We start from the raw sequence: 23,948 nt of genomic DNA, 5'->3' as shown, positions 1-23,948 counted from the left end.
TGGTGTGAAACTTCCATCGGGCACTACTTCGCTTTGTTTGGCCCTAAAAAGCGAATATCTTGCAAGTTAAAGCCTAGTTCTATATCGCACTTTAAAGCGGCGACGAGTTTACATAAACGAGCAGACTCAATGTGCTCATCCAATTTTTTACGGTATTTCGGTACGAGATCTTCACTAGCGTAGGCTGCTTCAATACTCTCAAACTGAGTGAGAATCTCTTTCGCTGCTTTCGGGCCAATTCCAGGTACGCCCGGAACCTGGCTAGAGCTTATCCCTGTTAATCCCCAGTAATCCGCTAGTTGACTTGGTTTTACGCCGAACTCTTTTTCGATAAATGGTTCATCTAACCAACGATGTTGGAAATAATCACGGATTTGTAGGGTAGGGGAAAGCAGCTGGCAGTAACCTTTGTCAGTCGAAACGATGGTGACCTTTTCACCATGGCTGGCCACTTTCGTTGCGAGTGTAGCAACCAAATCATCTGCTTCATCGCCTTCAGACAGCAATGAATCAATACCTTGCTCCCACCACGCTTGTTGAATCGCATCTAACCCTTGCAGTAGTGGCAGAGGCATTGGTTTTCGGTTTTGCTTATAGTCAGGGAGAATTTCAGCGCGCCAACCTCTGTCTTGTTCGTGGTGATCAAAAACTGCGATGATGTGTGTCGGGTTGGCCTCTGACAGAATGCGAGTGAGGGTTCTTTGCGTTGTGGTTATGGTTCTTGCTATGTCGGTTGGATCTGGTTGTGCTGAGTGCACTCGGCGGATCAGGTTTAGGGCATCAATGATAACAAGATGAATAGACATAATGACTTAGCAATAAAAAAGGGGCGTAATGCCCCTAGTGTAACGAATGCTAGCCTGACTATCGACCACCAATTTCCGGGTGAGCGATTCGATAACACGGTTCGTAGTCTGAACCGCCAGGTAATTTCATTCGGTGCTGTTCGACAAAGTCTTTTAGCAACTTATCGAGTTTTTTCATGAGGACTGCGTCGCCATGAATGGTGAAAGGCCCTCTACGTTCTATTTCTCGAATGCCTTCAGCCTTTACGTTACCTGCCACTATGCCAGAGAAGGCTTGACGCAAGTTGGCCGCTAAAACTTGCGGTTCTTGATCTAGGCTTAAATCCAATTGTTCCATCGACTCATGAGTAGGCTCGAATGGCAGTTGGAAGTTTGGCTCAATTTTCAATGACCAGTTAAAGCTGTACGCATCGCCTTTCTCTTTTCGGTGAAGGCGTACCGAGTCCATGGAGCGTTTCATAATACGAGCGACTTCTGCCGGGTCGTCAATGATGATCTCGTAGTGCTTTTGCCCTTCCTCACCAAGTGTGTCGCGAATGAACTCATCAATAGAGCGGAAGTACTCTTCACTCTCTTTTGGTCCTGTTAATACGATAGGCATTGGCTGATCGGCGTTATCCGGGTGCATCATGATGCCAAGAATGTACAGTAGCTCTTCCGCTGTGCCCGGGCCACCTGGGAAAATAACGATACCATGAGCCATACGGACGAAGGCTTCCAAGCGCTTTTCGATGTCGGGCATGATGACCAGTTCATTTACTATTGGGTTTGGTGGCTCGGCCGCAATAATCGAGGGCTCGGTTAAACCAAGATAACGTTGCTGAGTATAACGTTGCTTTGCGTGCCCAATCGCTGCACCTTTCATCGGCCCTTCCATTGCGCCAGGGCCGCAACCTGTACAGATGTTAAGTTCACGCAGGCCCAGTTCGTTACCCACTTCACGTGTGTACTGATACTCCACTCCATTGATAGAGTGACCACCCCAACATACGACAAGATTCGGTGCGATACCTGGAGTTAATGCTCTGGCATTACGAAGAATGCCGAACACGAGGTTCGTAATGTGAATTGGGTTAGTAAGGTTGAGCCGCTGGGCGTCTGCCAAATGCATGTTTACGTAAACGATATCACGCAATACGGAGAACAGATGCTCTTGGATACCTTTAATTATTTCGCCGTCAACAAAAGCGTGCTCTGGCGGATTAGTCAGTTCAAGCTTAATACCACGCTCACGACGCACGACGTTGACATCAAACGATTGGTATTTATCGAGCAGTTCTTTCGAGTTATCGGTATGGCTACCGGAGTTCAACACCGCTAATGTGCAATTACGGTACAGCTGATAAAGTTCACTCGAGGCTGTGTTCTTTAAGCGCTCTACTTCTAGTTGAGATAGCAAGTCCATGCTACCAGCGGGGCTTATATGGGTAATCATAACGCCTCCTTGTGTTGCATTAATTTGAGGGAAAGTACCAACTTACCTTTTTGGTGTTATACGTATGGTTTGATGAAAGGTAGTTGGCCGATTTGGTTTTATGGTTATCAACTCCCAAGCAACCTCAAGATGATACATTTGCCTTTTATAAATACATCATCTTGAAGTGACTTGGGTTTTTACAGCTTAGCAGACTAAAAGGGAAGAAATGTGATAACTCGTTGAAAATGGGTGGTTATAAAGCGTAGATTGCACCAAATTTGGTTTGTTTGCTCGCTTTTTGTACGAATCTTAGCTCCAGTTAAGCTGGTTTGTTCCACGTTTTTTAGCGTCCGCAAGCATCTTGCCAAGACGATCGAGCACATACTCTGGCGTATCGGACTCTTTGAAAGACGTCGATACAGCAGCTAAGGTAATCATAATATTTTGCTCACGGAACTTAAAGGGTAATTGGCTAATATCACGCTGGATATGCTTAATCAGATCCAGTGTGTATTCTTCAGATTGTTCCGGGACGAGTAGAATAAACTCCTCGCCACCAAAGCGAGCTACTGTTTCCGTTTCTGATACGCGCTTGTTAATAGTACGAGCGATGATCTTCAGCGCTTTATCGCCAGCCGTATAACCATAGCTATCATTCACCGCTTTGAAGTTGTCTACATCAAATAGCACAACACGAAGGTTTTGCTGAGAGCGAATCCAACGGCGATACTCTAGCTCTAGTCGATCGTTAAATGCAGTGCGGTTATAAACTTTAGTCAGCGGGTCGAGCAACATGCGCTGAGCTTGGTCATCTAAGCGTCGACGATAATCTTGCGTAGTTTCAAATACCGCTTCGAGTTGGTTCTTACTGTAACTCAACCGTTCTTGCAGCGCTTGCTCTCGCTCTTCCGTCATTTTCAGTCGCTCTGTCAGCGACGCCATTTTTTCGAGAAGAGGCGTGATTTCTTTTTTCACAACCGCGATATCTTGAGCTTGATTAAGTGACTTTTGGCTTAATTCAACCAAGCTGTTCATTTCTGTGTTGAGCTCTTGGCGGTGTTCAAAGTAGGTATGATGCTGGTCGACGTTCTGATGAACGGTTTTTAGGTTACTTGCGAGAGAAGTGTTCAGCTGATCAAGGAATTGGCTAGACGCCTCGCGCTCGAACTTTGTTGCTTCGACAACCAATTTCAGCGTTGAGAGCGTAAGCTCAATGAGAGACTCGGCACTCACGCCAAGGAGCAACTTAGCGCGAATATCCAGCAATCTATCGCCTGATTCTCCCTCGAAATCCAGCTCTGTAATAGTATGTTGGAGGTCGCTGGCTAAGCACTCAAGCTGAGATCTGTCGGGATTGTTTTCAAATTCACTAAGATGTAGACGTGAATTAGACGTGATGATTTTCAGAGCGCGTTCGTAAATACTCAGTAGCTTAGTGGCTTGATCAGCTTTATTGCTGGCGTGAACTTCAGAGAAACTCATCAGGTTCCGTAGTTCACGTTTTAACTGCGCAGGTAAGCCCGTGACACGTTGCAGTGTTTCACCACTGTGCTTGATTTGTTCGTCAAGGTAACCGTTTTGTTTATCCATCGTCTTCGACTGCTGTTTGAGCATCCTCTCTAATACCGCTAAACGCGGGATAAGAGTGCTGATATCTTTTTGATGTTGCAGCTCTTGTTGGATTTCAAATAGGTAGTTGGATACCTGAGTATTCGAACCCTGGCAAGCTGAAGACAATGATGCCACAACGCGTTTAAGAACTTGTTGTTCACGTTTGAATTTGAGTGAAGTATCACGATGAGTCAGTCTGAGTTGGTCAAGTTGACAACTCAGCTGATGCAGCTGCGACTGAATATCGGATTCCAAGATTCCCATGAAGTGACTACGGTTAAGTCCATGTACTACTGACAATTATCTGATAATAACAAAAAACTTTATAGCGTCATTAGTTATTACGTTCAACAGGCGTTTAATTATCCATTTTTTAATATTTTCTTGATGTCGTCCTCATTCTTGTAGGACGAATGGATCTTGATCAGGCCTTGGCTAATGGCATGTTGACAGGCAGTTCTTATGTTACCTGTTGCAAAGCTAGCAGCAGGCGCATTATCGATGGCTTTTAAGAACACCCAGTGGCTTTGCTTATCCTTCAAGCTGACTTCTCGTGCGATGTGAGTCGCAAGCAACAACAGATCGAGTAATTCCTCATCGTTAATTGCAGTGTAGGCTCGGGGTAAGAACGGATAATCACTGATGCCCATACGAATAATACGATTGACGTTGTGCTGCTGTGCGAACTCATCCACCCAAGTCTGGAATTTTTCGAACATGACTTCGGCAGAAGCATCACGGTCAGCGTTCGGTTCTATGTAGAGTAAGTTCGCATCTGAGAAATGGTAAAGACGCGACGGTTTTTCTATTTTTTCCGCAAGGAAGTCGCCAAATGCCCGTTCTAGTTCTAGACCTGCCTTATAGCCGTTATGGACGTACATGCTTCGTAAGAATGGCAAATCGATCATAACAAAGCGTAGGCGATCATTAAGTGGTTCGTGGATCAATTCACCCATTTGCCATTGCTCGAAAGTTTCGCTCGACTTTTTCAATGAGCGAGAAAGCTTAACATTCAGCATACGCAAGTTACGTAAACGAGAGCGAGAGTGGGTGAAGAGGTCGTTACGCAGTTTTTCGATTTCACTTGCTTGGCGCTGCATAATGACACCACGGCGCATAATGAACAAAAACATGACCAAGACAGTAATAAACAATGCAAATGAGATTTTCTGGAATTTACGATGCTCTCTTTCCACTTGCTCTAAGCGTTCTGATTGACCGATGTAATGGATGGTTTGTTCGGCAAATTCTTTTTGCTGACGGAACGCATCCTCACTGATTTGGTTAAGCTGCTTTTGTTCTAGACGAACGAGGTTGGTGTATTTTTTATAAGCTTGCAGAGAAAGTTTGTATTCGCCTGCCTGCTCGTAACCCAACCCAAGTAAACGGTATGACTGCTGCTTAATGAAGTTGTTATTTTCAGGTGACTTTTCAGCAAGCGCTAACGCCAGCTTAGCATTAGTAATGACGTCTTTACTGTCATTTTGATGATAAGCCAGACCTGACTGAAGCAGGGCAGCCTTTGCTTCAAGCTTAGGAATATTGGTGTATTCTAAAAGCTCTTTAGAGCGGTCTAAGTACTGCTCTGCTAGCGCGTAGTTATAGAGTTGTAGGTAGGTAGCCGCCAAGCTTAAGCGAATTTTAATGATTCTATTGATGTTCTTACTGGTACTTTCATGGTCAAGCACGTTGAAGTAATGCACTAACGCAAGGTTAAACTTACCCTGATAAAAGTAGATGTCGCCCATTTGCTCTAGGACGTCCGCTAGGATCGGAGAGCTAGGGTAAGAGTCATAAAAATCTGCGGCTTGAGATAAGTATTCGATCGCTTTGTCGTACACTCGTCGCTCCTGGAAGAGCCTAGCCAAAAGGCGATTCACTTTTGCTAATCTTGCACCACTGTTACTTTCAATAGATTGCCAATAACCGTATAGCAGTTCTGACAAAGCCAAATTGTATTTCTTGCTATTGAGGTAAAACTCGCCGACGGCAGTGTAGTAGTCGATCAAGGCTAACTCAGAGCGGCTATCGTCAAGCATGGTCTTTGCTTCAGAGTACAAGTTTTCCGCTTTAATGACATCGCCACTATGTGAAGCGAGGAGTGCTCTTTGCATCACTAGTCGGTAGCGAACGCTGTCGGTGCGTTGTAATACGGCATCGGCTTCATCGAGCTGTTGTTCAATTTGGTTAAGCGTGTCTTCCGCTTTTGAGTAGTTTTCGTCGTACATCCAAATCATTTGGTTGCGCATCAGCTGGAGATCTAAGTCCATGTACGGCAATTGATATTCTTGCGCTAAGCGTTCCGCTTTATTTAGGTGCTCGATAGCCGAACGAACATTACCCATGGCGTAATCTGCCTGAGCGATAATCTTGTGCGCTTCGATGGTGCTGCTTGGTGTGCGAACGCTACGATCTGTTTCGTCGCGAGACATGGCTGAAGGGCTGTCACTTTCTTTGCGTTCTGTTAGTTCACGCTGTGACAAATAGTTGGTTGCCGCTTGTTTTGCTTGTGATGGCTCTATTTCCGCCAATTGTTGTGCTTCGTTGAGTAACGCGGACGATAAAATGGTAGCATGAAGTGGCTGTACAAACAGCAAGCAAAGAAAGCCAATCAACTTGAATAGACGCGAACTGTCCCAAAACATCCTTTCGTTCCCTCGAACTGTTTTTAGATATGGCGATAACGGCGAAAAGCCTCAATTAGCCGTTTAAATGCGGGTTGAAGCCATTTGATATAGTAACATGCCTGGACAATAAAAACGTCCGGCAACCCTTTAGATTGCCGAACTTATTTCTGTTGCCTATGCGCTTACTGACGAGCCATACGGTGATTGTGAGCTGGCTTATCTTGTTCCGTTGAGCGGTAAGGGTTGATATCCAAGCCACCACGACGCGTATAGCGGGCAAATACGGTCAGTTTGCTTGGTTGGCAGTATTTCATTAGATCCGTAAAAATACGCTCTACACACTGTTCGTGGAACTCATTGTGCTCGCGGAAAGACACTAAGTAACGTAACAACTTCTCACGATCTATTTTTGCGCCTTGGTAGCGAATTTCTACACTGCCCCAGTCGGGTTGGTTAGTGATTAAACAGTTTGATTTCAATAGGTGGCTATGTAGCACCTCTTCAACTTGTACTTCACCTGCTGCACCTTCAAGCAAATCGGCATCAAAATCGTAACTGGTGATGTTAATGTCTTGGTCATCTATACATTCACCGTCCATTGTCACGATAGGTTGATTGGTATAGTGGGTCACTGGATTCACCTCAACCAGCACCTTTTCACCTGCGCATTCAGACAGGTCTTGTGTTAAACGCTCAGTCACTTCTTCCCAGCTTGCAAAGCGGGTTTGGTTATAGCTGTTTAAGTACAGTTTGAAAGACTTCGATTCAATCAAGTTTGCACTGGTGGCTGGAATGTATACTTCGCCAACGGCCACTTGTGGTAAACCTTTACTATTTAACCAAGACAGTTCGTACAGCGTCCAAATGTCGTGCCCCATGAAAGGCAGAGTATCGCCTAACTGGAGGTCATCTCGGTTCAGGCTGCGAGGGACTGGTTGCAGTAAGCTTGGGTCATACTGGTTCGCATACTCGGTCGTTTTACCTAGTGTTAGGCCAGCAAGCTCTTTAGCGTCAGAATATTTGCTCATACTTTGTGGTCGTTTTCGATTAGAATGGCGAGAATTTTACTGAATCCGCTGGTCAATTGCCATCCGGCAAGTACGGCTATCTGATAAATAAGGAATGAGGAGACCTTCATGACCCAAAACGTTACTCAGGCGCTACAAGAGTTCAGCCTGTGCTACCAACAAGCTTGGCAAGCTAAGCACAATGAGTTGCCAAGCAGTGAAGAGCTTGCAGAGCTTGTTTCTCCTTGTGTCGAAGAGAAGCGTGATGGAAAGGTGCTTTGGAAAGCGGTCGCACGTGATGAAATTGCCGATTTCACCAATGTGGAAAATGCGATTGAGTTGTCACTGCAAGATGATGTTAAAGCCTTTTATGGTTCTCAATACTGCGCTGATATGGAGGCAACTTGGCAAGGTAATTCGTTGACGCTGCTGCAAGTCTGGAGCGATGACGATTTCGTGCGTCTACAAGAAAATATTCTTGGTCATTTGGTGACGCAGCGCCGCTTGAAACTTAAACCAACAGTATTTATCGCAGCGACAGATGAGGAAATGGATGTGATTTCTATTTGTAACCTCACTGGCAATGTGATTCTAGAGCGTTTGGGCACCTCTAAACGTGATGTATTGGCAGATTCATTGGTTGAGTTCTTGAATAAGTTAGAGGCTGCCGTCTAAGTATGTATGTTGTTGAGTTGCAGTTTGAGTGTTTTGATAACACCACCGTCAGCGCGGTAGACAAAGCCATTAATGGCTTGATGGATGCTCTGCGTTACAATGGCCAAGTATTAGGTCGTGAATTCCCGATAGTGATGGGAGAAGGTGAATTTTTCGTTCGTGTTGTTTGCCCAGAACAAGACAGCTTGCATCCACGTTATCACTCAGATTTCGTCAAAGTGTGCATGAACCGTTTGTCGGATGCGTCTTTGCTTGCTCCGAAAATGCGTATGCTGGGGCGTGATTTGAATTCAGAACAAGCAGCCGAAGAAGAGACACCTAGCTGGCAAGTGTTGTACACGACTTATGTTCATACGTGTTCGCCTTTGCGAAGTGGTGAAACCCTGTTGCCAATTCCTTTGTATCGTAATGAGCCAACACTTAATGGAGACCATAAAGCCGTCATTAAGTGGCAGACTGAGTGGCAAGCGTGTGATGAAATCCAAATGGCAGGGGGTTGCCGAGCGGAACATGCGGCGCTGCACGAAATTTGCGATGTGGATAGTGTGCTGTTTCGCCGAGGTTGGGACTTACGTGGCCGTATCGAATACATCACGAAGATCCCTACGTACTATTACCAGTATCGTGTCGGAGGTCAGTCGCTGGAGAGCGAGAAAGCGCGCAAGTGTCCAAAATGCGATGGCGAGTGGCTACTCGATGAGCCACTACATGACATATTTCATTTTAAGTGTGATGACTGCCGAATCGTTTCCAACATCTCTTGGGACCACCTTAAGTAGCGAATTGAAGTTACTTAAATGGGCGGATAGACAAATAGAAAGGGCTGATGTTTTCACATCAGCCCTTTTATGTTTAGAACGTTTATGTTTAGAACGTTGTTTTCGGTCATGTTTTGAAAAGTGGGATTACCAACCTTTCACAACACCGCCTTTGAACAGCTCTTTTGCCGCTTCGTAAACTTCTTCCGTTTGGTAAGCTTTTACGAAGTTTTGTACGTTTTGCGCATTAACATTTTCTTCGCGAGCGACAATTAGGTTTACGTATGGTGAGTCTTTATCTTCAACGAACACGCCGTCACGCTCTGGCGATAGGTCGATAGAGCTTGCGTAAGTGGTGTTGATGATAGATAGCGTTACGTCATCCAGTGAACGTGGAAGCTGTGGGGCTTCTAGTTCAATGATTTCGATATTTTTAGGGTTGCCTACGATGTCACGTACTGTAGCGAGTAGACCAACGCCATCACGTAGCGTAATCAAACCTTGTTGCTCAAGAAGCAGTAGTGAGCGACCTAGGTTCGTTGGGTCGTTTGGTACTGCGATGCGTGCGCCATCTTGAATTTCATCAATTGATTTTACTTGCTTTGAGTAACCAGCAATAGGGTAAACGAATGAGTTACCCGCGATAGCCAGTTTGTAGCCGCGGTCTTTCACTTGTTGGTCTAGGTATGGTTTGTGCTGGAACGCATTCGCGTCTACTGAACCATCATCCAGAGCGGCGTTTGGTGTTACGTAATCGGTAAATGTTACTAGCTCAACGTCTAGGTTGTATTTCTCTTTTGCTACTTTAGCGGCAACTTCGGCTACTTGTGCTTCAGCACCAGCAATAACGCCAACTTTTACTTTGTTTACGTCTACTTCTTTGTCGCCGCAACCCGCTAGAGCAAGAGCAGAGGCGGCCGTTGCTACAGTCAAAAGACCTTTAAGGCTAAATTTCATCTTTATCTCCTTATAATTTGTATTTTTGATGCTTATCTGTGGTCTACACGGCGCACCACTGCGTCGCCGATAGACTGAATAATCTGTACTAGAACAATCAACATCACGACAGTCACGGCCATGATAGTTACATCGTAGCGGTGGAAACCGTAACGAATGGCTACGTCACCTAGGCCGCCGCCGCCTACCGTACCCGCCATAGCTGAGTAGCTAACGAGAGTGACCAAGGTAATCGTTACTGAGTTAACAATAGTCGGCATTGCTTCAGGTAGTAGAACTTTTGTGATGATCTGTGTTGGAGTCGCCCCCATTGACTGCGCTGCTTCCACCAAGCCTGTCGGTACTTCTAATAAAGCACCTTCAATAAGACGAGCGACAAAAGGAATGGCGCCAATAGTCAGTGGGACGATTGCTGCGGTTGTACCGATAAAGGTTCCAACCAGCATTTTTGTCACTGGAATAATCGCAACCATCAGTACGAGGAATGGCACAGAACGACCAATGTTAACGATAGCGCCTAAGCCGCTATTTAGTTTGGTGTTTTCAAGTAGGCCGCCTTTCTTAGTAATATGGAGGATTACGCCTAATGGAATACCCACAGCAAAGCCGACTAATCCGGCAACCGCAACCATGTAAAGCGTTTCCCACGTTGCACCTAAAAGTAGTTTGCTGTTTAAACTCAGCCATTCAGAAATCGTATTAAAGGACATAACCAAGTACCTCTACTTTTACGTTGTGCTTACGCAGGTATTCAAGAGCTGCGTTGTCATCTTCTTCGTTACCAAATAGCTCTGCGACCATCATGCCGAATTTCACGCCACCAGCGTAATCAAGGTCGGAACTCAAAATACTCACATCAATATTGTATTTACGAGAAATTTGCGACATTAACGGTGCATCGACGGTTGCGCCAGTAAACTCTAAGCGAACCAACGGGTAGCTGCCATCAACACGCTCTGCTTGCAGACGAGCTTGGTAATCTTCAGGAATGGAAAGATCCAGCGTTGAGCGAATGAATTGGTGTGCCAGCTCTGTCTTAGGGTGCGCAAAAATATCGCCAACGGTGCCTTTTTCCACCAGCTCACCACCACCGATGATTGCTACTTCGTGACAGATGCTTTTTACGACTTCCATTTCGTGAGTGATAAGTAAAATCGTGATGTTGAGTTTGCGGTTGATCTCTTTCAATAACTCAAGGATAGATTGAGTTGTTGCTGGATCTAGTGCACTAGTGGCCTCATCACAAAGCAGCACGCTAGGATCGGATGCCAGTGCACGAGCAATTGCCACACGCTGTTTTTGTCCGCCACTTAAGTTAGATGGGTAGCTCTCGTGTTTGTCGGCTAAGCCTACAAGCTTTAGCAACTCAGTTACTTTTGTTGTGACTTGCGATTTGTCTTTACCTGCCAGTTCTAGGGGTAATGCCACATTATCAAACACAGTACGAGACGAAAGCAGGTTAAAGTGCTGGAAGATCATACCAATGTTACGGCGTGTTTCGACTAGTTGTTTTTTGCTGAGTTTGGTTAGATCTACACCATCAACGATGATGGAACCAGAGGTCGGCGCTTCTAACATGTTGACACAGCGGATCAGCGTACTTTTACCAGCACCTGATGAACCGATAACACCAAAGATAGTGCCTTTGTCGATGTGTAGGTTAATGTCTTTCAGGGCAAGGATTTCCTTACTGCCTTGGTAGAACACTTTATTGACGTTTTTTATTTCTATCATGTTTCAACCTGCCCAAAGATACGGGGAACTTCGCTGTCAAAAACGGCCTTTGACAGAACTTAATGTTGAGCTTTATCTCAATTTTCAGTTGATGCTATGGGTTAAGCAGAATGAAGTCAATAGATATTTTTACGTCTAGACGTCTAAATGTATGGGTGTTCTGTTTTGAAACCAAGATGTATAGATAACAAGCAGGAGGTAGACGGCGGGGCACCCTCAGATTTACCGATTCTTGCCCAACAAATCAACCGTTTTGTCGAGGCCTAGAATGAATTAGATAGTGTTGAAGTTTATAAGGTATGTAATAATCTGATTAAACCGAGTTAATAGAGAAATACGTTTTGGCAAAACCTGCTGTTTTTATCGATCGTGATGGCGTGATAAACGTTGACCACGGCTACGTTCATGACGAACACGATTTTGAGTACATTGATGGTGTATTTGAAGCGACGAAAGCGCTAAAAGATAAAGGCTACCTTCTAGTGTTAGTGACGAATCAATCGGGCATCGCACGCGGTAAATTCAGTGAAGACCGTTTCTTGTCTCTGACTCAATGGATGGATTGGAACTTTGCTGATAATGGTGTTGAGTTCGATGGTATCTATTACTGTCCACATCATCCAGAACATGGCATTGGCGAGTACAAGCAAGATTGTGAGTGCCGTAAGCCAAAACCAGGCATGTTCATTTCTGCGCGTGACTTCTTGAAGATCGACATGGAGAAATCTGTGATGATCGGCGATAAAGCTGAAGACATGATGGCAGCAGAAGCGGCAGGCGTTGGCACTAAGATTTTGGTTCGCACTGGTAAGCCAGTAACGGAACAGGGCGAAGCCATTGCAACGGTAGTATTAGATAGCATTGCAGATGTGCCTGCGTACTTAAACAAGTAATCTTCATTACTGACTGAGATAAGGGAAGCCACTGCTTCCCTTTTGTTTGATTCCTTCTTTTAGTCTGAACACTTATGAGCAAAAAACTCACCATTCTTGATATCGCGAAATTGGCTGGCGTGGGCAAATCGACGGTCAGCCGTGTGCTTACCAATGATCCCAAGGTAAAACCGCAAACGCGTGAGAAGGTAGAGCAAATCATTCGTGAATCAGGCTACGTCCCATCAAAGTCGGCGCAGTCGATGCGTGGTGGCAGCCAAAAAGTTATTGGGGTTATCATCTCCCGTTTAGATTCACCATCAGAAAATCGCGCCGTTGGTACAATGCTCAATGCTTTGTATTCCGCTGGTTATGATGCGGTGATCATGGAGAGCCAATTCGATCGCGATAAAACCAATGAACATTTGGATGTGCTTAAACGTCGCAACGTCGATGGGGTGATCGTGTTTGGCTTTACTGGATGTGATGAGCGAGCATTGGCGGAGTGGGGGAATCGTATCGTCGTGATCGCGATGGACACGCAAATGGTTTCCTCGATCAACTACGATAACCAAGGTGTGATAGACATGGCTTTGTCTCACCTTGAGCAGCAATCTTTATCTCGCATTGCTTATATTGGTGTTGATCCTGAAGACAAAACCACTGGCTTAGCTCGTCTAAATGCTTATAAAGCTTGGTGTCAACGCAAGCAAATTACACCTTGTTTCCAAACGGGTAAGTTGAGCCATGAAAGTGCTTATCAGTTGGTAGACAAAGTCCTTCAATCTGATACTCAGGCCATCGTGTGCGCCAGTGACACTATCGCGTTGGGCGTGATTAAGCGTCTTCAAGAGTTAGGACGTGAAGACGTGGTTGTGACAGGTGTTGGTGGTAATGAATTGCTCTCTTTCCTTTTCCCTAAAGTATTTAGTGTCGACCCAGGTTACACCCTTGCAGGTGAGAAGTCCGCTAACATGCTGATCAATCAATTAAATGGCGATGAGGAAGTGGTTCACTTTACTCAACAGCCTATCGTTTATTGACCCACACTAAAACGATCTGCTCTAAAATTATACTGTGATCACTCTCAATTAATGGGACTGTTCCCATTTTGTTTTTTGCCTTCGGATGGCAATATTAAAATTAAGAAATGGGAATGTTCCCATTTATAAAAACAAAATGATGAATCGAATGTATCCAATACAGGGTGGACAAAGTTATGAGTAAGATTGCGCGTAAAGACGTGGAGCGTCTTATTGAGCTGGTCGGGGGGCCGGACAATATTGCCAGTGTAAGTCACTGTTTAACTCGCTTGCGTTTTGTTCTAAATGATACGGACAAAGCAGATACGAAACAGTTAGAAGCATTACCGATGGTGAAGGGCTGTTTTACCAACGCAGGCCAGTTCCAAGTGGTTATCGGTACTGAAGTGGATGAAGTTTACAAGGTACTGATCGGACTGACGGGTAAAAGTGAAGCCAGCAAAGACGAAGCGAAGAACGCTGCTCGTCAAAACATGAATATCGTTGAGCGTGGTATTTCCCACCTTGCAGAAATCTTTGTACCACTGCTACCTGCGATCATTACCGGTGGTCTGATTCTTGGCTTCCGTAACGTGATTGGCGACATCAAGATGTTTGATGGTCAAACGCTAACGGAAATCAGCCAGTTTTGGGCTACGGTACACTCTTTCTTATGGCTGATTGGTGAGGCGATCTTCTTCTTCCTACCAGTTGGCGTGTGTTGGTCGACAGTGAAAAAGCTCGGCGGTACTCCGATTCTGGGTATCACGCTTGGTGTAACATTGGTTTCGCCACAGTTGATGAACGCCTACCTGATTGGTAAGCAAGTACCCGAAGTGTGGGACTTTGGCTTATTCGCCATCGAGAAAGTGGGCTATCAGGCGCAAGTGATTCCAGCAATGCTTGCTGGTATGGCACTGGCGTTTATTGAAACCAACTTAAAACGCATCATTCCGTCTTACCTTTACCTAGTGGTCGTGCCGTTTGTCTCAATCATTGTGTCTGTGATTCTTGCGCACTCTATCATTGGTCCATTCGGTCGTATGTTGGGTGACGGCGTTGCTTTCGCAGCAAAAGCAGCCATGACGGGTGACTTCGCTATGATTGGCTCAACCATCTTCGGCTTCCTATACGCGCCATTGGTCATTACTGGTATTCACCACACTACCAACGCGATAGACCTTCAACTGATGCAAGAGCTAGGCGGTACGCCAATTTGGCCTCTGATTGCACTTTCAAACATTGCTCAAGCGTCTGCGGTCGTCGGCATCATTATCATCAGTAGAAAACACGGCGAGCGTGATATCTCAGTGCCTGCGGCTATCTCTGCTTACCTTGGCGTGACTGAACCGGCGATGTACGGCATCAACTTGAAATACAAGTTCCCAATGCTGAGCGCGATGATCGGTAGTGCGTGTGCTGCTGCTATTTGTGGTAGTGCGGGCGTAATGGCGAACGGTATCGGTGTGGGCGGTTTGCCGGGCATCTTGTCTATCCAACCGCAGTTCTGGGGCATTTTTGCTTTGGCTATGTTAGTCGCAATGCTGGTACCTGCTGCATTAACGTTAATTCTTTATAAGCGTGCACAAGCCAAAGGTGAGCTTGAGCCTGCAAACGCGTAATTCTATTTGAGGCAGTGACTTGGCTGCCTCCTCCTATTTTTTCTTTTCAAATTTTAAGTTTCCGATTACTGGTAAGTGAGTGTTAGAAATGGCTATGACCAAGCATGATGAGAGCTGGTGGAAAACCGCAACCATCTATCAAATTTACCCAAAAAGCTTTTGTGACAGTGGCAGTAAAGGCACGGGCGACATCAAAGGGATCATTTCTAAGCTGGATTATCTTAAGCATCTTGGTGTGGATGCGATTTGGCTGACGCCGGTTTACCAATCGCCAATGATCGACAACGGTTATGACATCTCCGATTACTACTCGATCAATCCACAGTTCGGCACTATGGAAGATTTCGATACTTTGCTAGCAGAAGCGCATCAGTTGGGCATTCGTATCATCATGGACATTGTAGTGAACCACACGTCGACAGAACACAAGTGGTTCCAATCCGCACTGGGTGATAAAAACAGCCCATACCGTGATTACTACATCTGGAAAGATCCGGTAGATGGTGCTGAACCAAACAACTGGCAATCAAAGTTTGGTGGCAACGCTTGGGCGCTGGATGAAAAAACAGGCCAGTACTATTTGCACCTTTTTGCTAAAGAGCAAGCGGACTTAAACTGGGAAAACCCAGTAGTGCGTGAAGAAGTGAAAGAAGTCATCAGCTTCTGGGCAGAAAAAGGAGTGGATGGTTTCCGTCTCGACGTTATCAACCTGATTTCCAAGCAGCAAGATTTTCCAAGTGATGATATTGGTGATGGTCGCCGCTTCTACACCGACGGCCCACGCGTGCACGAATACCTTCAAGAGATTAGCGAATCTGTGTTTCAAAAATACGGCAGCGTGACGGTGGGTGAAATGTCTTCCACCACACTAGAGCACTGCCAGCAATATTCTTCGCTAGACGGCAAAGAGCTATCCATGGTGTTCAACTTCCATCATCTGAAAGTCGATTATCCAAATGGTGAAAAATGGACCAAAGCGCCGTTTGATTTCATTCAGTTAAAACAGATCTTCAATCATTGGCAAACGGGCTTAAATGGCAAAGGGTGGGGGGCGCTGTTCTGGTGTAACCACGACCAGCCACGCGTTGTGAGCCGATTAGGTAACGACGAGCAATACCGTGTTGAATCTGCCAAGATGCTTGCGGCATCAGTGCACATGATGCAAGGCACACCTTATGTTTACCAGGGGGAAGAGATCGGCATGACCAACCCGGGTTATACCGAAATCAGCCAATATCGTGATGTTGAAAGTACTAACATGTACGACATCATGGTCAACCGTGATGGTGTATCTCATGACGATATGATGGCGATCTTGGCACAGAAGTCGCGTGATAACTCACGTACACCAATGCAATGGAACAGTGCAAAACACGCGGGCTTTACTGAGGGCACGCCGTGGCTTGAAGTGGCGCAGAATTACTCGGAAATCAATGCTGAAGCTGCGGTTGCCGATTTGAACTCGGTGTTCTACTTTTACAAGCGTCTGATTGAACTGCGTAAACAGGTTCCAGTCATCACCGATGGCCGTTACGAGGACCTGCTGCCAGAGCACAAACGTATTTTCGCTTACGCTCGTCAGAACGATAAGCAAACGCTGCTGTGTATCAATAACTACTACGCTGAAGAGGTGGAATGCGTTCTGCCAGAACGTTTTGATATGAGTAAGGCGAAAAACTTGCTATCTAACTATCAAAACTCAGCGAGCGCAGTCGCGTCAAACCATCAAGTGTTACGACCTTACGAAACTCGTATTTTATTGATAGAAGAATAAACTCGGGTGTCATCACCCCTAAGATTGATGTTCGAGATGAAGGCTTTGGTGTGCTCCCCAAAGCCTTTTTTATTGAGATGCGAGATACTTGTGGAGTACAGGCTTATTTTGTTTCAATTGCTGTTAGCTGCACTTTCTCTTCGTTGATTTGTACTTGTTGTACTTTCAGCAGTTCAATTTGTTCAATCAGACCTAAGCTCGGGTTAAACCAACGTTCTGCCGAAGTGGCGAACTCCATTGAGTCCATGTCATCACAGTTCAGGTTGTAGATGTTTTCTTCCATCAGGTATGCCGCTTCAATTTTCTTGCCTGAGATCGAGAACGCTTTACGCACGCCAGTCTCTCGGATTTGCTGTTGCCAAACCACTTGGCAAGATGCTGTCATAGGAAGGTTTTGTACCCACTCATGCTCTTCAAAACGGTCTAGTAGGTTGTGAACTGAGTAGCCTGTAAGAGTGGTTTGCAGAGATATAGTTTCTTCACCGATGTCAATATTCGGGCTTTTCTCTTTTACGTCGTCACCGTTTAGGCGGAAAATCGGACCGCTGCGCATAAGCATGGCAATAAACTGATGACCAATGAAATAAGCGTCAGTGATTTCATGGAGTGCACCATCTGATCCTGCAAAGTAAAGCGTATTGCTCTCTTCGTCGTCGTTGTACTGCTCGTCTGAATAGTAGAACTGTTCGGCGCCGTAGTTCACCAAGTCATTAACCAACTGGACCATTGCCTCGCTGTTTGGGATTTGTGCCAATGCTGCCAATATTTGCTCGCGACCCATCGCTTGGAAGCTCAGTTTTATGTCGCCTTCTGGTTGGCCATCCAAGCTAAATGCGTAGTTTAGCTGTGTGCTTGGCGTGGGAGCGAAGATTGAGTTGTGAATCGAGACGTCGAAACTTTCTTGAGGCACTTTGTTTGGATTCGCACTGCCAGAAGACGAACCTCCGCCACAGCCGTAAAGAGCCAGAGTTGCTGCTGCGATAAGCGTCATTTTGTTTAGCATGGTTTACATTCCTGATTGATAAGGCCGCTTCATGTTGGGCCGTTGCTTGAATGCGAGCATGCTAAGTTCAGTGAGAGAAAAAGGGCAAAAAACAAAAGATAATAGGGGTTAATGAAAGCTTAATTTTATATTTAGGTCTTTGTTTTATTTGGGGTTATTTCGTTGGTTACGTTAATGCAATACTCGTTAATGAGCGCTTTCCATCGGCTTATGATTTCTTGATCGGTCACACTAACATGCAACGTTTTCCACGGTTGGAGGCAAGTCTCTTTTGATTCAGATTGAGAAAGACGCTCAAACAAGGTTTCGGAAGGTAAAACGCGCAGCAGCGCCACCAGTGATTCCATGTAGTTGAGACGGAACTGTTCAAGTTTGTTCTGCTTGTAAGCAATGTGAGACACAAAGGTATAAATCAGTGCGTTTTGGATACGTGAGTCGCCATCTGGTGTCGTTAACAGAGCTTTTGCCCTGTCTAAGTTACCTAATTTGAAATGCAATAGACCTAACCAGAGGCTCAGCTCATCTGGCAAAACATCAAACGACGATTGTACTTGAGTTAAATACGCTTCCAGCTTTTGATGTTCGTGCTCGTATAAGGCGAGATGTCTTGCCGTTGTTATAGCCGCAAACTCATCAGATTGTCGGAGAGGTTGGCTAGAAAAGGCATTCTCGAATAACATTTTTTTGTGAATATCCGAAAGCTGCCACGTACTTGCCGAAGGTGCAGGCAGATTGAAGTATTGCGCGACATCCGAGTGCATTTGGAAAATATCCGATTGTAAGTCAGATAAACGCAGTGTGTACTCATTGCGAAACGCTAGCTTGCCCGTCGCAGGATAAATAAGGTTCATCTGCGCTTTCAAGATGCCCTGTTTTGTGCCGTCTTTTAACTCGATATTGAGCTCGTAGTCGCTGGTCTGCATGTTTCGTGCGCCAGGGAAATATGGCGCATGACCGATAGGATCAAGAAAGTAACTGGGAGCATCTTGGTTGGCGATGTCGGTGTATGGATATTCGACCTGTTGTTGCAGCAAGATGGCTTTGACCAGTATGCGGTATTTTCGCGCCTGAGAGCCGATTGAATCGACACGGTTGAGTAGTAGCTCGACTTTGGGAATCAGTAGTTGATGACGTGTTTGTTGTGTTGAGATTTCTTGGCGTTGCCATAACAAGCTTGCGAGCGTCACGCTACAAACTGCAAGTATGGCACACAAGCTATAAGCAAAAATCAGCTTGAAGTTCTTATTCCTCGCCACCTGAGTTGGGATAACGCGTCGATGGCTTTTCGCTGGTGGCACCAAACGAATATTGGCAGGGTTAAGAAAGTAGCCTTTGCGGGGGTAAGTGACTAAAAGCTTAGCGGCATCGTATTCGGGTAAGTACTGCTGTAGCAGGGCACGTAAGGTGCTAATGCGGTTCGTGAGCACATTCTTAGAGATGAACTTGCTCTGCCAAATGGTTTCAATAATGGTGTCAGCAGAGAGTGGGTGGCCAACGCTTGTTAACAGCAGTTCTAATAATTCAATGGTGCGAGGTTCAAGATCAATCGCGATAACATCTTGATGAAGGGTCTGTGTCTTCGGGTTATAGATCAGCTCTCCAATCGCAATACAACTGTGAGTCTGTTTAGCTTGTTGCAGAAAGTCGCGCATACCGTACCGATCTATTTGGAAATCGCGAAGTATTATATAGCGATTGGAGCGCGAAATCTTATAAATCGCGCTTCAATCATTATCAAAAATTTATGAACCGTAGGTCACGGAATAGCGGTGCGGTTTGTGGTTCATCGCTAACACGAGATTGAGTGCAAACGCCCCCAAAATTGAAAGGCCAATCACTTCTGGTGTGACAAAGAAGAATGAAGCAAACAGGATACATGCATCGATTGCCATTTGGCTTTTGCCAACTGAAATGCCAAATTTGTCTTGGATAAACAAACACAGCACGTTAAAGCCACCCAAGCTGGAGCGATGTCGGAATAGGATCAGCATACCGAGCCCCATTAAAAGCCCGCCTGCGACGGCGCAATAAACTTCATTTACCGATTCGAGCGAGATTAGCAAATAAAGATGATCGGCAAAGATAGAAACCAACGCGCCAGAAATGGCACTATTAATGGCGAAATGACGGCCGAAGCGTTTCCATGCTAGTAAGTAAAAAGGACTGTTTGCTAAAAAGTACAGCACACCAAAGGTAAAAGGTGTAAATTGGCTAATAAGTAGAGCCAATCCAGTCGTGCCTCCCGTTAGAAGGCTCGCGGATTGGAGAAAGAAAACGCCTTGAGCTACTAAAAAGGTACCCGTGAGAATCGCTATCCAGTCTTCTTTTAATGAGTGTTTTTCCATCAATATTGCAGTCATTAGTGATAAATAAGGCGTGCATAGTAGTAAAAAGATGATCTTTTCGGTAGCTAGAGGGTAAAATTTACGGTAAACCTATGTAATTGCTGTTTTACAGGGTGTAAAGCACAAATTTGACAGGCAATAGATTGTCGTTATGCGATTGCAATGCTGGCATGATAAACATTGCTTGTCATCATGAAAAAACTGCATGAGAAAAATTGTAAATTTCTCTTTATGACCTAAATCAAATTATGTAGAATGCGCGCCATTAGGGTGACGAAAACGTTTGCGTCGGGTCATTCAACAGTTTTTTTGCAACTTTCAGTACTAATCTGAGTCAGGAGATACAGATGCTTAAGCGTGATATGAACATCGCAGATTACGATGCGGAACTGTTCGCAGCTATCCAGGAAGAAACTCTTCGCCAGGAAGAACACATTGAACTTATCGCTTCTGAAAACTACACAAGCCCACGTGTAATGGAAGCGCAAGGTTCTCAGCTAACGAACAAATACGCTGAAGGCTACCCAGGTAAGCGTTACTACGGCGGTTGTGAGTACGTAGATAAAGCTGAAGCACTAGCAATTGAGCGTGCATGCCAACTATTTGGTTGTGAGTACGCTAACGTACAGCCTCACTCAGGTTCTCAAGCAAACAGCGCAGTTTACATGGCGCTTCTTAACCCAGGCGATACAGTTTTAGGCATGAGCCTAGCGCACGGTGGTCACCTAACTCACGGTTCACCAGTAAACTTCTCTGGTAAGCACTACAACGTTATCCCTTACGGTATCGATGAAGCTGGTCAAATCAACTACGACGAGATGGAACAGCTAGCACTTGAACACAAACCTAAGATGATCATCGGTGGTTTCTCTGCTTACTCGCAAATCGTTGATTGGAAACGCATGCGTGAAATCGCTGACAAAGCAGGTGCTTACTTATTTGTTGATATGGCGCACGTAGCTGGTCTTATCGCTGCCGGTGAATACCCAACACCAGTACCGCATGCTCACGTGGTAACAACAACGACGCACAAAACACTAGCAGGTCCTCGCGGTGGTCTTATCTTGTCAAATGCTGGCGAAGATATGTACAAGAAACTGAACTCAGCAGTGTTCCCTGGTGGTCAAGGTGGTCCTCTAATGCACGTTATCGCTGGTAAAGCAGTAGCGTTCAAAGAAGCGATGGAGCCAGAGTTCAAAGCTTATCAAGCTCGCGTAGTGAAAAACGCAAAAGCAATGGTTGGTCAGTTCCAAGAGCGTGGCTACAAAATCGTATCTAACGGTACAGAAAACCACTTGTTCCTTGTTGACCTAATCGACAAAGATATCACTGGTAAAGACGCAGACGCGGCACTAGGTACAGCAAACATCACTGTAAACAAGAACTCAGTACCAAATGACCCACGCAGCCCATTCGTAACGTCTGGTATTCGTGTAGGTACGCCAGCGATCACTCGCCGTGGCTTCACTGAAGAAGATGCAAAAGAGCTAGCAAACTGGATGTGTGACGTTCTAGATAACATCGGCAACGAAGAAGTTATCGAAGCGACTAAACAGAAAGTGCTAGAAATTTGTAAGCGTCTACCAGTTTACGCATAACTGCTTTTCATCGAGTGAGTCGATTTCGGTGTCGAACATACTCATTTGCTCGCGCAAACTCCGTGTGTTCTCCTAGAACTCGACTCATCTATTTTGAACATTGATATACTAAAGGTCCTCAATTGAGGGCCTTTTTGTTTGTCTGGCGTTTGGAATGAGATATAGCGAAGAGTGTGTGATAAGGAGATGGCTACCAACACTGTCCCTTTCAATATATCCAAACCACGTCATTCCGACGAGCCGAGGCGAGATCAGGAATCTTGTTGAGGCACACTCTTTTACTCAGAGTTTCCCTAAAAATCCTCAGTATTCTGAAAACAGATTCTGAATCACGTTCGTACCTCGCTGTTCAGAATGACGGTGGTAGAATGGCTTTTTATCATCATTTGCCAGATACAAAAAAGGTTGGCACTGAGCCAACCTTTTCTCTTCAAAACAAGCTTTTCAAAACAAGCGAGAGCTTATTTAATCTCGATACCTTGAGCTTGCATATCGGCATGGTAAGAAGAGCGCACAAATGGACCACACGCTGCATGCGTGAAGCCAAGTTCTAGTGCAACTTCTTTTAGCTCGTCAAACTCTGATGGTGGAACGTAACGTTCTACTGGCAAGTGGTGACGGCTTGGCGCTAAATACTGGCCTAGAGTCAGCATCGTTACGCCGTGTGCGCGTAGATCTTTCAGTACTTCGATGATTTCTTCTTTGGTTTCACCAAGGCCCATCATCAAACCAGACTTGGTCGGTACATCTGGATGCTGCTCTTTGAACTTCTTAAGGAGCTCAAGTGACCATTTGTAGTTCGCACCTGGGCGAGCTTTACGGTAAAGACGTGGCGCGGTTTCTAAGTTGTGGTTGAAGACATCTGGCGGATTGTCTTTCATTAGATCAAGCGCTACATCCATGCGACCACGGAAGTCAGGAACCAGTGTTTCAATCTTAATATGCGGGTTTAACGCACGGATCTCGCGGTTACAATCGGCAAAGTGTTGTGCACCGCCGTCACGCAGATCGTCACGGTCAACAGAAGTGATTACTACGTATTTCAGCTTCATATCGGCAATGGTTTTCGCCAGTTTTTGAGGCTCTTCTGCTTCCGGTGGTAATGGGCGGCCATGAGCAACGTCACAGAAAGGACAACGACGAGTACAAATAGCACCTAAGATCATGAAGGTTGCTGTACCGTGGTTAAAACATTCCGCTAGGTTCGGGCAAGATGCTTCTTCACATACGGAGTGAAGTTTATTCTTACGCATCGCCGCTTTGATGTCTTGAATTCGTTGGCTGTCGGCTGGTAGCTTGATCTTCATCCAATCAGGCTTACGTAGCACTTCTTTCTGCTCTGTAGGCATGTTCTTTACGGGAATCAATGCCATTTTATCGGCGTCACGATATTTAACGCCTTTTTCCATCTGGATTGGTTTGCTCATGCTTTATTACCTTGAGAAGGTGCTTCTGTGCTGAATTCTACTTGCTCATAATCGAGCAAAGTAACGAGTTCTTCTATTAATTGTTTTTCTACGGCTTCTACATTGTCTGGGCCGCCAAATTGGCTGACCTGAACCATTTCCATACCTTCATAACCACAAGGGTTAATACGCAGAAACGGTGTTAAATCCATATTTACGTTCAAGGCTAAACCATGAAACGAGCATCCTTTACGAATGCGTAAACCGAGAGAGCATATTTTCTTACCGGCAACGTAGACACCTGGTGCGTCAGGTCGCGCGGCTGAGTCAATATTGTATGCTTTTAGCGTGTTGATCACGAGGTTCTCGATTGTGGTAACGAGATCTCGTACACCTAATTTTTTGCGGCGTAGGTTGATCAAGAAGTAGGCGACCAACTGACCAGGGCCATGATACGTAACCTGGCCTCCGCGATCACTTTGTACAACAGGAATATCGCCAGTGTTAATCAAGTGCTCAGCTTTACCTGCCTGTCCTTGCGTAAATACTGGGTTATGTTCTACCAACCAGACTTCATCACGGGTTTCTTCTGTGCGTTGGTCGGTGAACTCATGCATCGCCTTCCATACAGGCTCATAGTCTTGGCGGCCAAGTCGTTTTACAACAAGTTGGTGTTGCATGGGAATTCCTGTTGCTAATATATAAAGTTTTTGG

Annotated in this window: 20 protein-coding genes; 7 read left to right on the top strand and 13 right to left on the bottom strand. The window is 45.5% G+C overall.

What is annotated here, in order from left to right; genetic code table 11:
• Positions 1 to 23: 23 nt before the first annotated feature.
• The 5 genes from xni to queF all read right to left on the bottom strand — a co-directional run bounded on the left by xni (position 24) and on the right by queF (position 7,489).
• A complete protein-coding gene (gene xni / locus R8N46_RS15250; RefSeq protein WP_042521216.1) occupies positions 24 to 806 on the bottom strand; it encodes a flap endonuclease Xni in 783 nt (260 codons plus the stop codon).
• A gap of 58 nt (positions 807 to 864) precedes the next feature.
• Positions 865 to 2,241, bottom strand: a complete 1,377-nt coding sequence (ppnN, locus tag R8N46_RS15245) for a nucleotide 5'-monophosphate nucleosidase PpnN (RefSeq protein ID WP_005383611.1) — start codon at positions 2,239 to 2,241, stop codon at positions 865 to 867.
• Between the two features lie 291 nt (positions 2,242 to 2,532).
• Positions 2,533 to 4,098, bottom strand: coding sequence for a sensor domain-containing diguanylate cyclase (locus tag R8N46_RS15240; RefSeq protein WP_005381978.1), 1,566 nt, complete (start codon positions 4,096 to 4,098; stop codon positions 2,533 to 2,535).
• A 98-nt stretch (positions 4,099 to 4,196) separates the two neighbouring features.
• Positions 4,197 to 6,479, bottom strand: a complete 2,283-nt coding sequence (locus R8N46_RS15235) for a tetratricopeptide repeat protein (RefSeq protein ID WP_080773725.1) — start codon at positions 6,477 to 6,479, stop codon at positions 4,197 to 4,199.
• Positions 6,480 to 6,643: 164 nt separating this feature from the next.
• Positions 6,644 to 7,489 carry an NADPH-dependent 7-cyano-7-deazaguanine reductase QueF gene (gene queF / locus R8N46_RS15230; protein ID WP_005383608.1) on the bottom strand — a complete coding sequence of 282 codons (846 nt, stop codon included), beginning with the start codon at positions 7,487 to 7,489 and terminating at the stop codon, positions 6,644 to 6,646.
• A 108-nt stretch (positions 7,490 to 7,597) separates the two neighbouring features.
• On the opposite strand from queF, the gene syd reads away from it, so the two are divergent.
• Complete coding sequence (gene syd, locus R8N46_RS15225) at positions 7,598 to 8,143, top strand: SecY-interacting protein (RefSeq protein WP_042521219.1); 546 nt, start codon at positions 7,598 to 7,600, stop codon at positions 8,141 to 8,143.
• Between the two features lie 2 nt (positions 8,144 to 8,145).
• The gene (locus R8N46_RS15220) at positions 8,146 to 8,922 is read left to right on the top strand and encodes a Zn-ribbon-containing protein (RefSeq protein ID WP_005383605.1); all 777 of its coding nucleotides are present in this window, start codon (positions 8,146 to 8,148) and stop codon (positions 8,920 to 8,922) included.
• 126 nt (positions 8,923 to 9,048) lie between these two features.
• On the opposite strand, the gene R8N46_RS15215 is transcribed toward R8N46_RS15220, so the two are convergent.
• From R8N46_RS15215 to metN, 3 genes are read right to left on the bottom strand one after another with little or no spacing between them, the layout of a single operon-like run.
• Positions 9,049 to 9,858 (bottom strand): MetQ/NlpA family lipoprotein, encoded by an 810-nt coding sequence (locus R8N46_RS15215; RefSeq protein WP_005381966.1) that lies wholly within the window; start codon positions 9,856 to 9,858, stop codon positions 9,049 to 9,051.
• 32 nt (positions 9,859 to 9,890) lie between these two features.
• The gene (locus R8N46_RS15210) at positions 9,891 to 10,568 is read right to left on the bottom strand and encodes a methionine ABC transporter permease (protein ID WP_005383604.1); all 678 of its coding nucleotides are present in this window, start codon (positions 10,566 to 10,568) and stop codon (positions 9,891 to 9,893) included.
• Positions 10,558 to 11,592, bottom strand: a complete 1,035-nt coding sequence (gene metN / locus R8N46_RS15205) for a methionine ABC transporter ATP-binding protein MetN (RefSeq protein ID WP_033905850.1) — start codon at positions 11,590 to 11,592, stop codon at positions 10,558 to 10,560. Before metN ends, R8N46_RS15210 begins: the two co-directional genes overlap by 11 nt.
• Before the next feature lie 341 nt (positions 11,593 to 11,933).
• Here metN and gmhB point away from each other — a divergent pair, with 341 nt between their 5' ends.
• The 4 genes from gmhB (at position 11,934) to treC (ending at position 16,882) form a co-directional block, all read left to right on the top strand.
• A complete protein-coding gene (gene gmhB, locus R8N46_RS15200) occupies positions 11,934 to 12,485 on the top strand; it encodes a D-glycero-beta-D-manno-heptose 1,7-bisphosphate 7-phosphatase (protein WP_005381961.1) in 552 nt (183 codons plus the stop codon).
• A gap of 74 nt (positions 12,486 to 12,559) precedes the next feature.
• Positions 12,560 to 13,507 (top strand): trehalose operon repressor TreR, encoded by a 948-nt coding sequence (gene treR / locus R8N46_RS15195; protein ID WP_033905853.1) that lies wholly within the window; start codon positions 12,560 to 12,562, stop codon positions 13,505 to 13,507.
• A 176-nt stretch (positions 13,508 to 13,683) separates the two neighbouring features.
• Entirely contained in the window at positions 13,684 to 15,108 is a 1,425-nt protein-coding gene (gene treB / locus R8N46_RS15190; RefSeq protein ID WP_318098474.1) for a PTS trehalose transporter subunit IIBC, read from the top strand.
• A gap of 88 nt (positions 15,109 to 15,196) precedes the next feature.
• Positions 15,197 to 16,882, top strand: coding sequence for an alpha,alpha-phosphotrehalase (gene treC, locus R8N46_RS15185; protein ID WP_033905856.1), 1,686 nt, complete (start codon positions 15,197 to 15,199; stop codon positions 16,880 to 16,882).
• 103 nt (positions 16,883 to 16,985) lie between these two features.
• Here treC and R8N46_RS15180 read toward each other — a convergent pair whose 3' ends face one another.
• The 3 genes from R8N46_RS15180 to R8N46_RS15170 form a co-directional block, all read right to left on the bottom strand.
• Positions 16,986 to 17,885 carry a hypothetical protein gene (locus R8N46_RS15180; RefSeq protein ID WP_033905857.1) on the bottom strand — a complete coding sequence of 300 codons (900 nt, stop codon included), beginning with the start codon at positions 17,883 to 17,885 and terminating at the stop codon, positions 16,986 to 16,988.
• A gap of 131 nt (positions 17,886 to 18,016) precedes the next feature.
• The gene (locus tag R8N46_RS15175; RefSeq protein ID WP_213972476.1) at positions 18,017 to 19,537 is read right to left on the bottom strand and encodes a winged helix-turn-helix domain-containing protein; all 1,521 of its coding nucleotides are present in this window, start codon (positions 19,535 to 19,537) and stop codon (positions 18,017 to 18,019) included.
• Positions 19,538 to 19,627: 90 nt separating this feature from the next.
• Entirely contained in the window at positions 19,628 to 20,230 is a 603-nt protein-coding gene (locus R8N46_RS15170; RefSeq protein WP_025768905.1) for a YitT family protein, read from the bottom strand.
• A gap of 347 nt (positions 20,231 to 20,577) precedes the next feature.
• On the opposite strand from R8N46_RS15170, the gene glyA reads away from it, so the two are divergent.
• A complete protein-coding gene (gene glyA, locus R8N46_RS15165; RefSeq protein WP_213972477.1) occupies positions 20,578 to 21,828 on the top strand; it encodes a serine hydroxymethyltransferase in 1,251 nt (416 codons plus the stop codon).
• A 461-nt stretch (positions 21,829 to 22,289) separates the two neighbouring features.
• Here glyA and lipA read toward each other — a convergent pair whose 3' ends face one another.
• The gene (lipA, locus tag R8N46_RS15160) at positions 22,290 to 23,255 is read right to left on the bottom strand and encodes a lipoyl synthase (protein ID WP_005391329.1); all 966 of its coding nucleotides are present in this window, start codon (positions 23,253 to 23,255) and stop codon (positions 22,290 to 22,292) included.
• On the bottom strand, positions 23,252 to 23,914 hold the full coding sequence (lipB, locus tag R8N46_RS15155; RefSeq protein ID WP_005384137.1) for a lipoyl(octanoyl) transferase LipB: 663 nt from the start codon (positions 23,912 to 23,914) through the stop codon (positions 23,252 to 23,254). Before lipB ends, lipA begins: the two co-directional genes overlap by 4 nt.
• Positions 23,915 to 23,948 lie beyond the last annotated feature (34 nt).

The organism is Vibrio sp. 1874 (assembly GCF_033344395.1).
GTDB lineage: Bacteria > Pseudomonadota > Gammaproteobacteria > Enterobacterales > Vibrionaceae > Vibrio > Vibrio alginolyticus.
Note: the sequence above shows the minus strand (reverse complement) of the source record. Positions and strands in the feature narration are given on the sequence as shown.

Coding starts and splice junctions, on each gene's coding strand:
- xni (WP_042521216.1), bottom strand. CDS start 806: ATGTCTATTCATCTTGTTATCATTGATGCCCTAAACCTGATCCGCCGA.
- metN (WP_033905850.1), bottom strand. CDS start 11,592: ATGATAGAAATAAAAAACGTCAATAAAGTGTTCTACCAAGGCAGTAAG.
- R8N46_RS15215 (WP_005381966.1), bottom strand. CDS start 9,858: ATGAAATTTAGCCTTAAAGGTCTTTTGACTGTAGCAACGGCCGCCTCT.
- lipA (WP_005391329.1), bottom strand. CDS start 23,255: ATGAGCAAACCAATCCAGATGGAAAAAGGCGTTAAATATCGTGACGCC.
- treB (WP_318098474.1), top strand. CDS start 13,684: ATGAGTAAGATTGCGCGTAAAGACGTGGAGCGTCTTATTGAGCTGGTC.
- R8N46_RS15240 (WP_005381978.1), bottom strand. CDS start 4,098: ATGGGAATCTTGGAATCCGATATTCAGTCGCAGCTGCATCAGCTGAGT.
- R8N46_RS15180 (WP_033905857.1), bottom strand. CDS start 17,885: ATGCTAAACAAAATGACGCTTATCGCAGCAGCAACTCTGGCTCTTTAC.
- R8N46_RS15220 (WP_005383605.1), top strand. CDS start 8,146: ATGTATGTTGTTGAGTTGCAGTTTGAGTGTTTTGATAACACCACCGTC.
- R8N46_RS15210 (WP_005383604.1), bottom strand. CDS start 10,568: ATGTCCTTTAATACGATTTCTGAATGGCTGAGTTTAAACAGCAAACTA.
- R8N46_RS15235 (WP_080773725.1), bottom strand. CDS start 6,479: ATGTTTTGGGACAGTTCGCGTCTATTCAAGTTGATTGGCTTTCTTTGC.
- glyA (WP_213972477.1), top strand. CDS start 20,578: ATGCTTAAGCGTGATATGAACATCGCAGATTACGATGCGGAACTGTTC.
- R8N46_RS15175 (WP_213972476.1), bottom strand. CDS start 19,537: ATGCGCGACTTTCTGCAACAAGCTAAACAGACTCACAGTTGTATTGCG.
- ppnN (WP_005383611.1), bottom strand. CDS start 2,241: ATGATTACCCATATAAGCCCCGCTGGTAGCATGGACTTGCTATCTCAA.
- R8N46_RS15170 (WP_025768905.1), bottom strand. CDS start 20,230: ATGGAAAAACACTCATTAAAAGAAGACTGGATAGCGATTCTCACGGGT.
- queF (WP_005383608.1), bottom strand. CDS start 7,489: ATGAGCAAATATTCTGACGCTAAAGAGCTTGCTGGCCTAACACTAGGT.
- lipB (WP_005384137.1), bottom strand. CDS start 23,914: ATGCAACACCAACTTGTTGTAAAACGACTTGGCCGCCAAGACTATGAG.
- treC (WP_033905856.1), top strand. CDS start 15,197: ATGGCTATGACCAAGCATGATGAGAGCTGGTGGAAAACCGCAACCATC.
- treR (WP_033905853.1), top strand. CDS start 12,560: ATGAGCAAAAAACTCACCATTCTTGATATCGCGAAATTGGCTGGCGTG.
- syd (WP_042521219.1), top strand. CDS start 7,598: ATGACCCAAAACGTTACTCAGGCGCTACAAGAGTTCAGCCTGTGCTAC.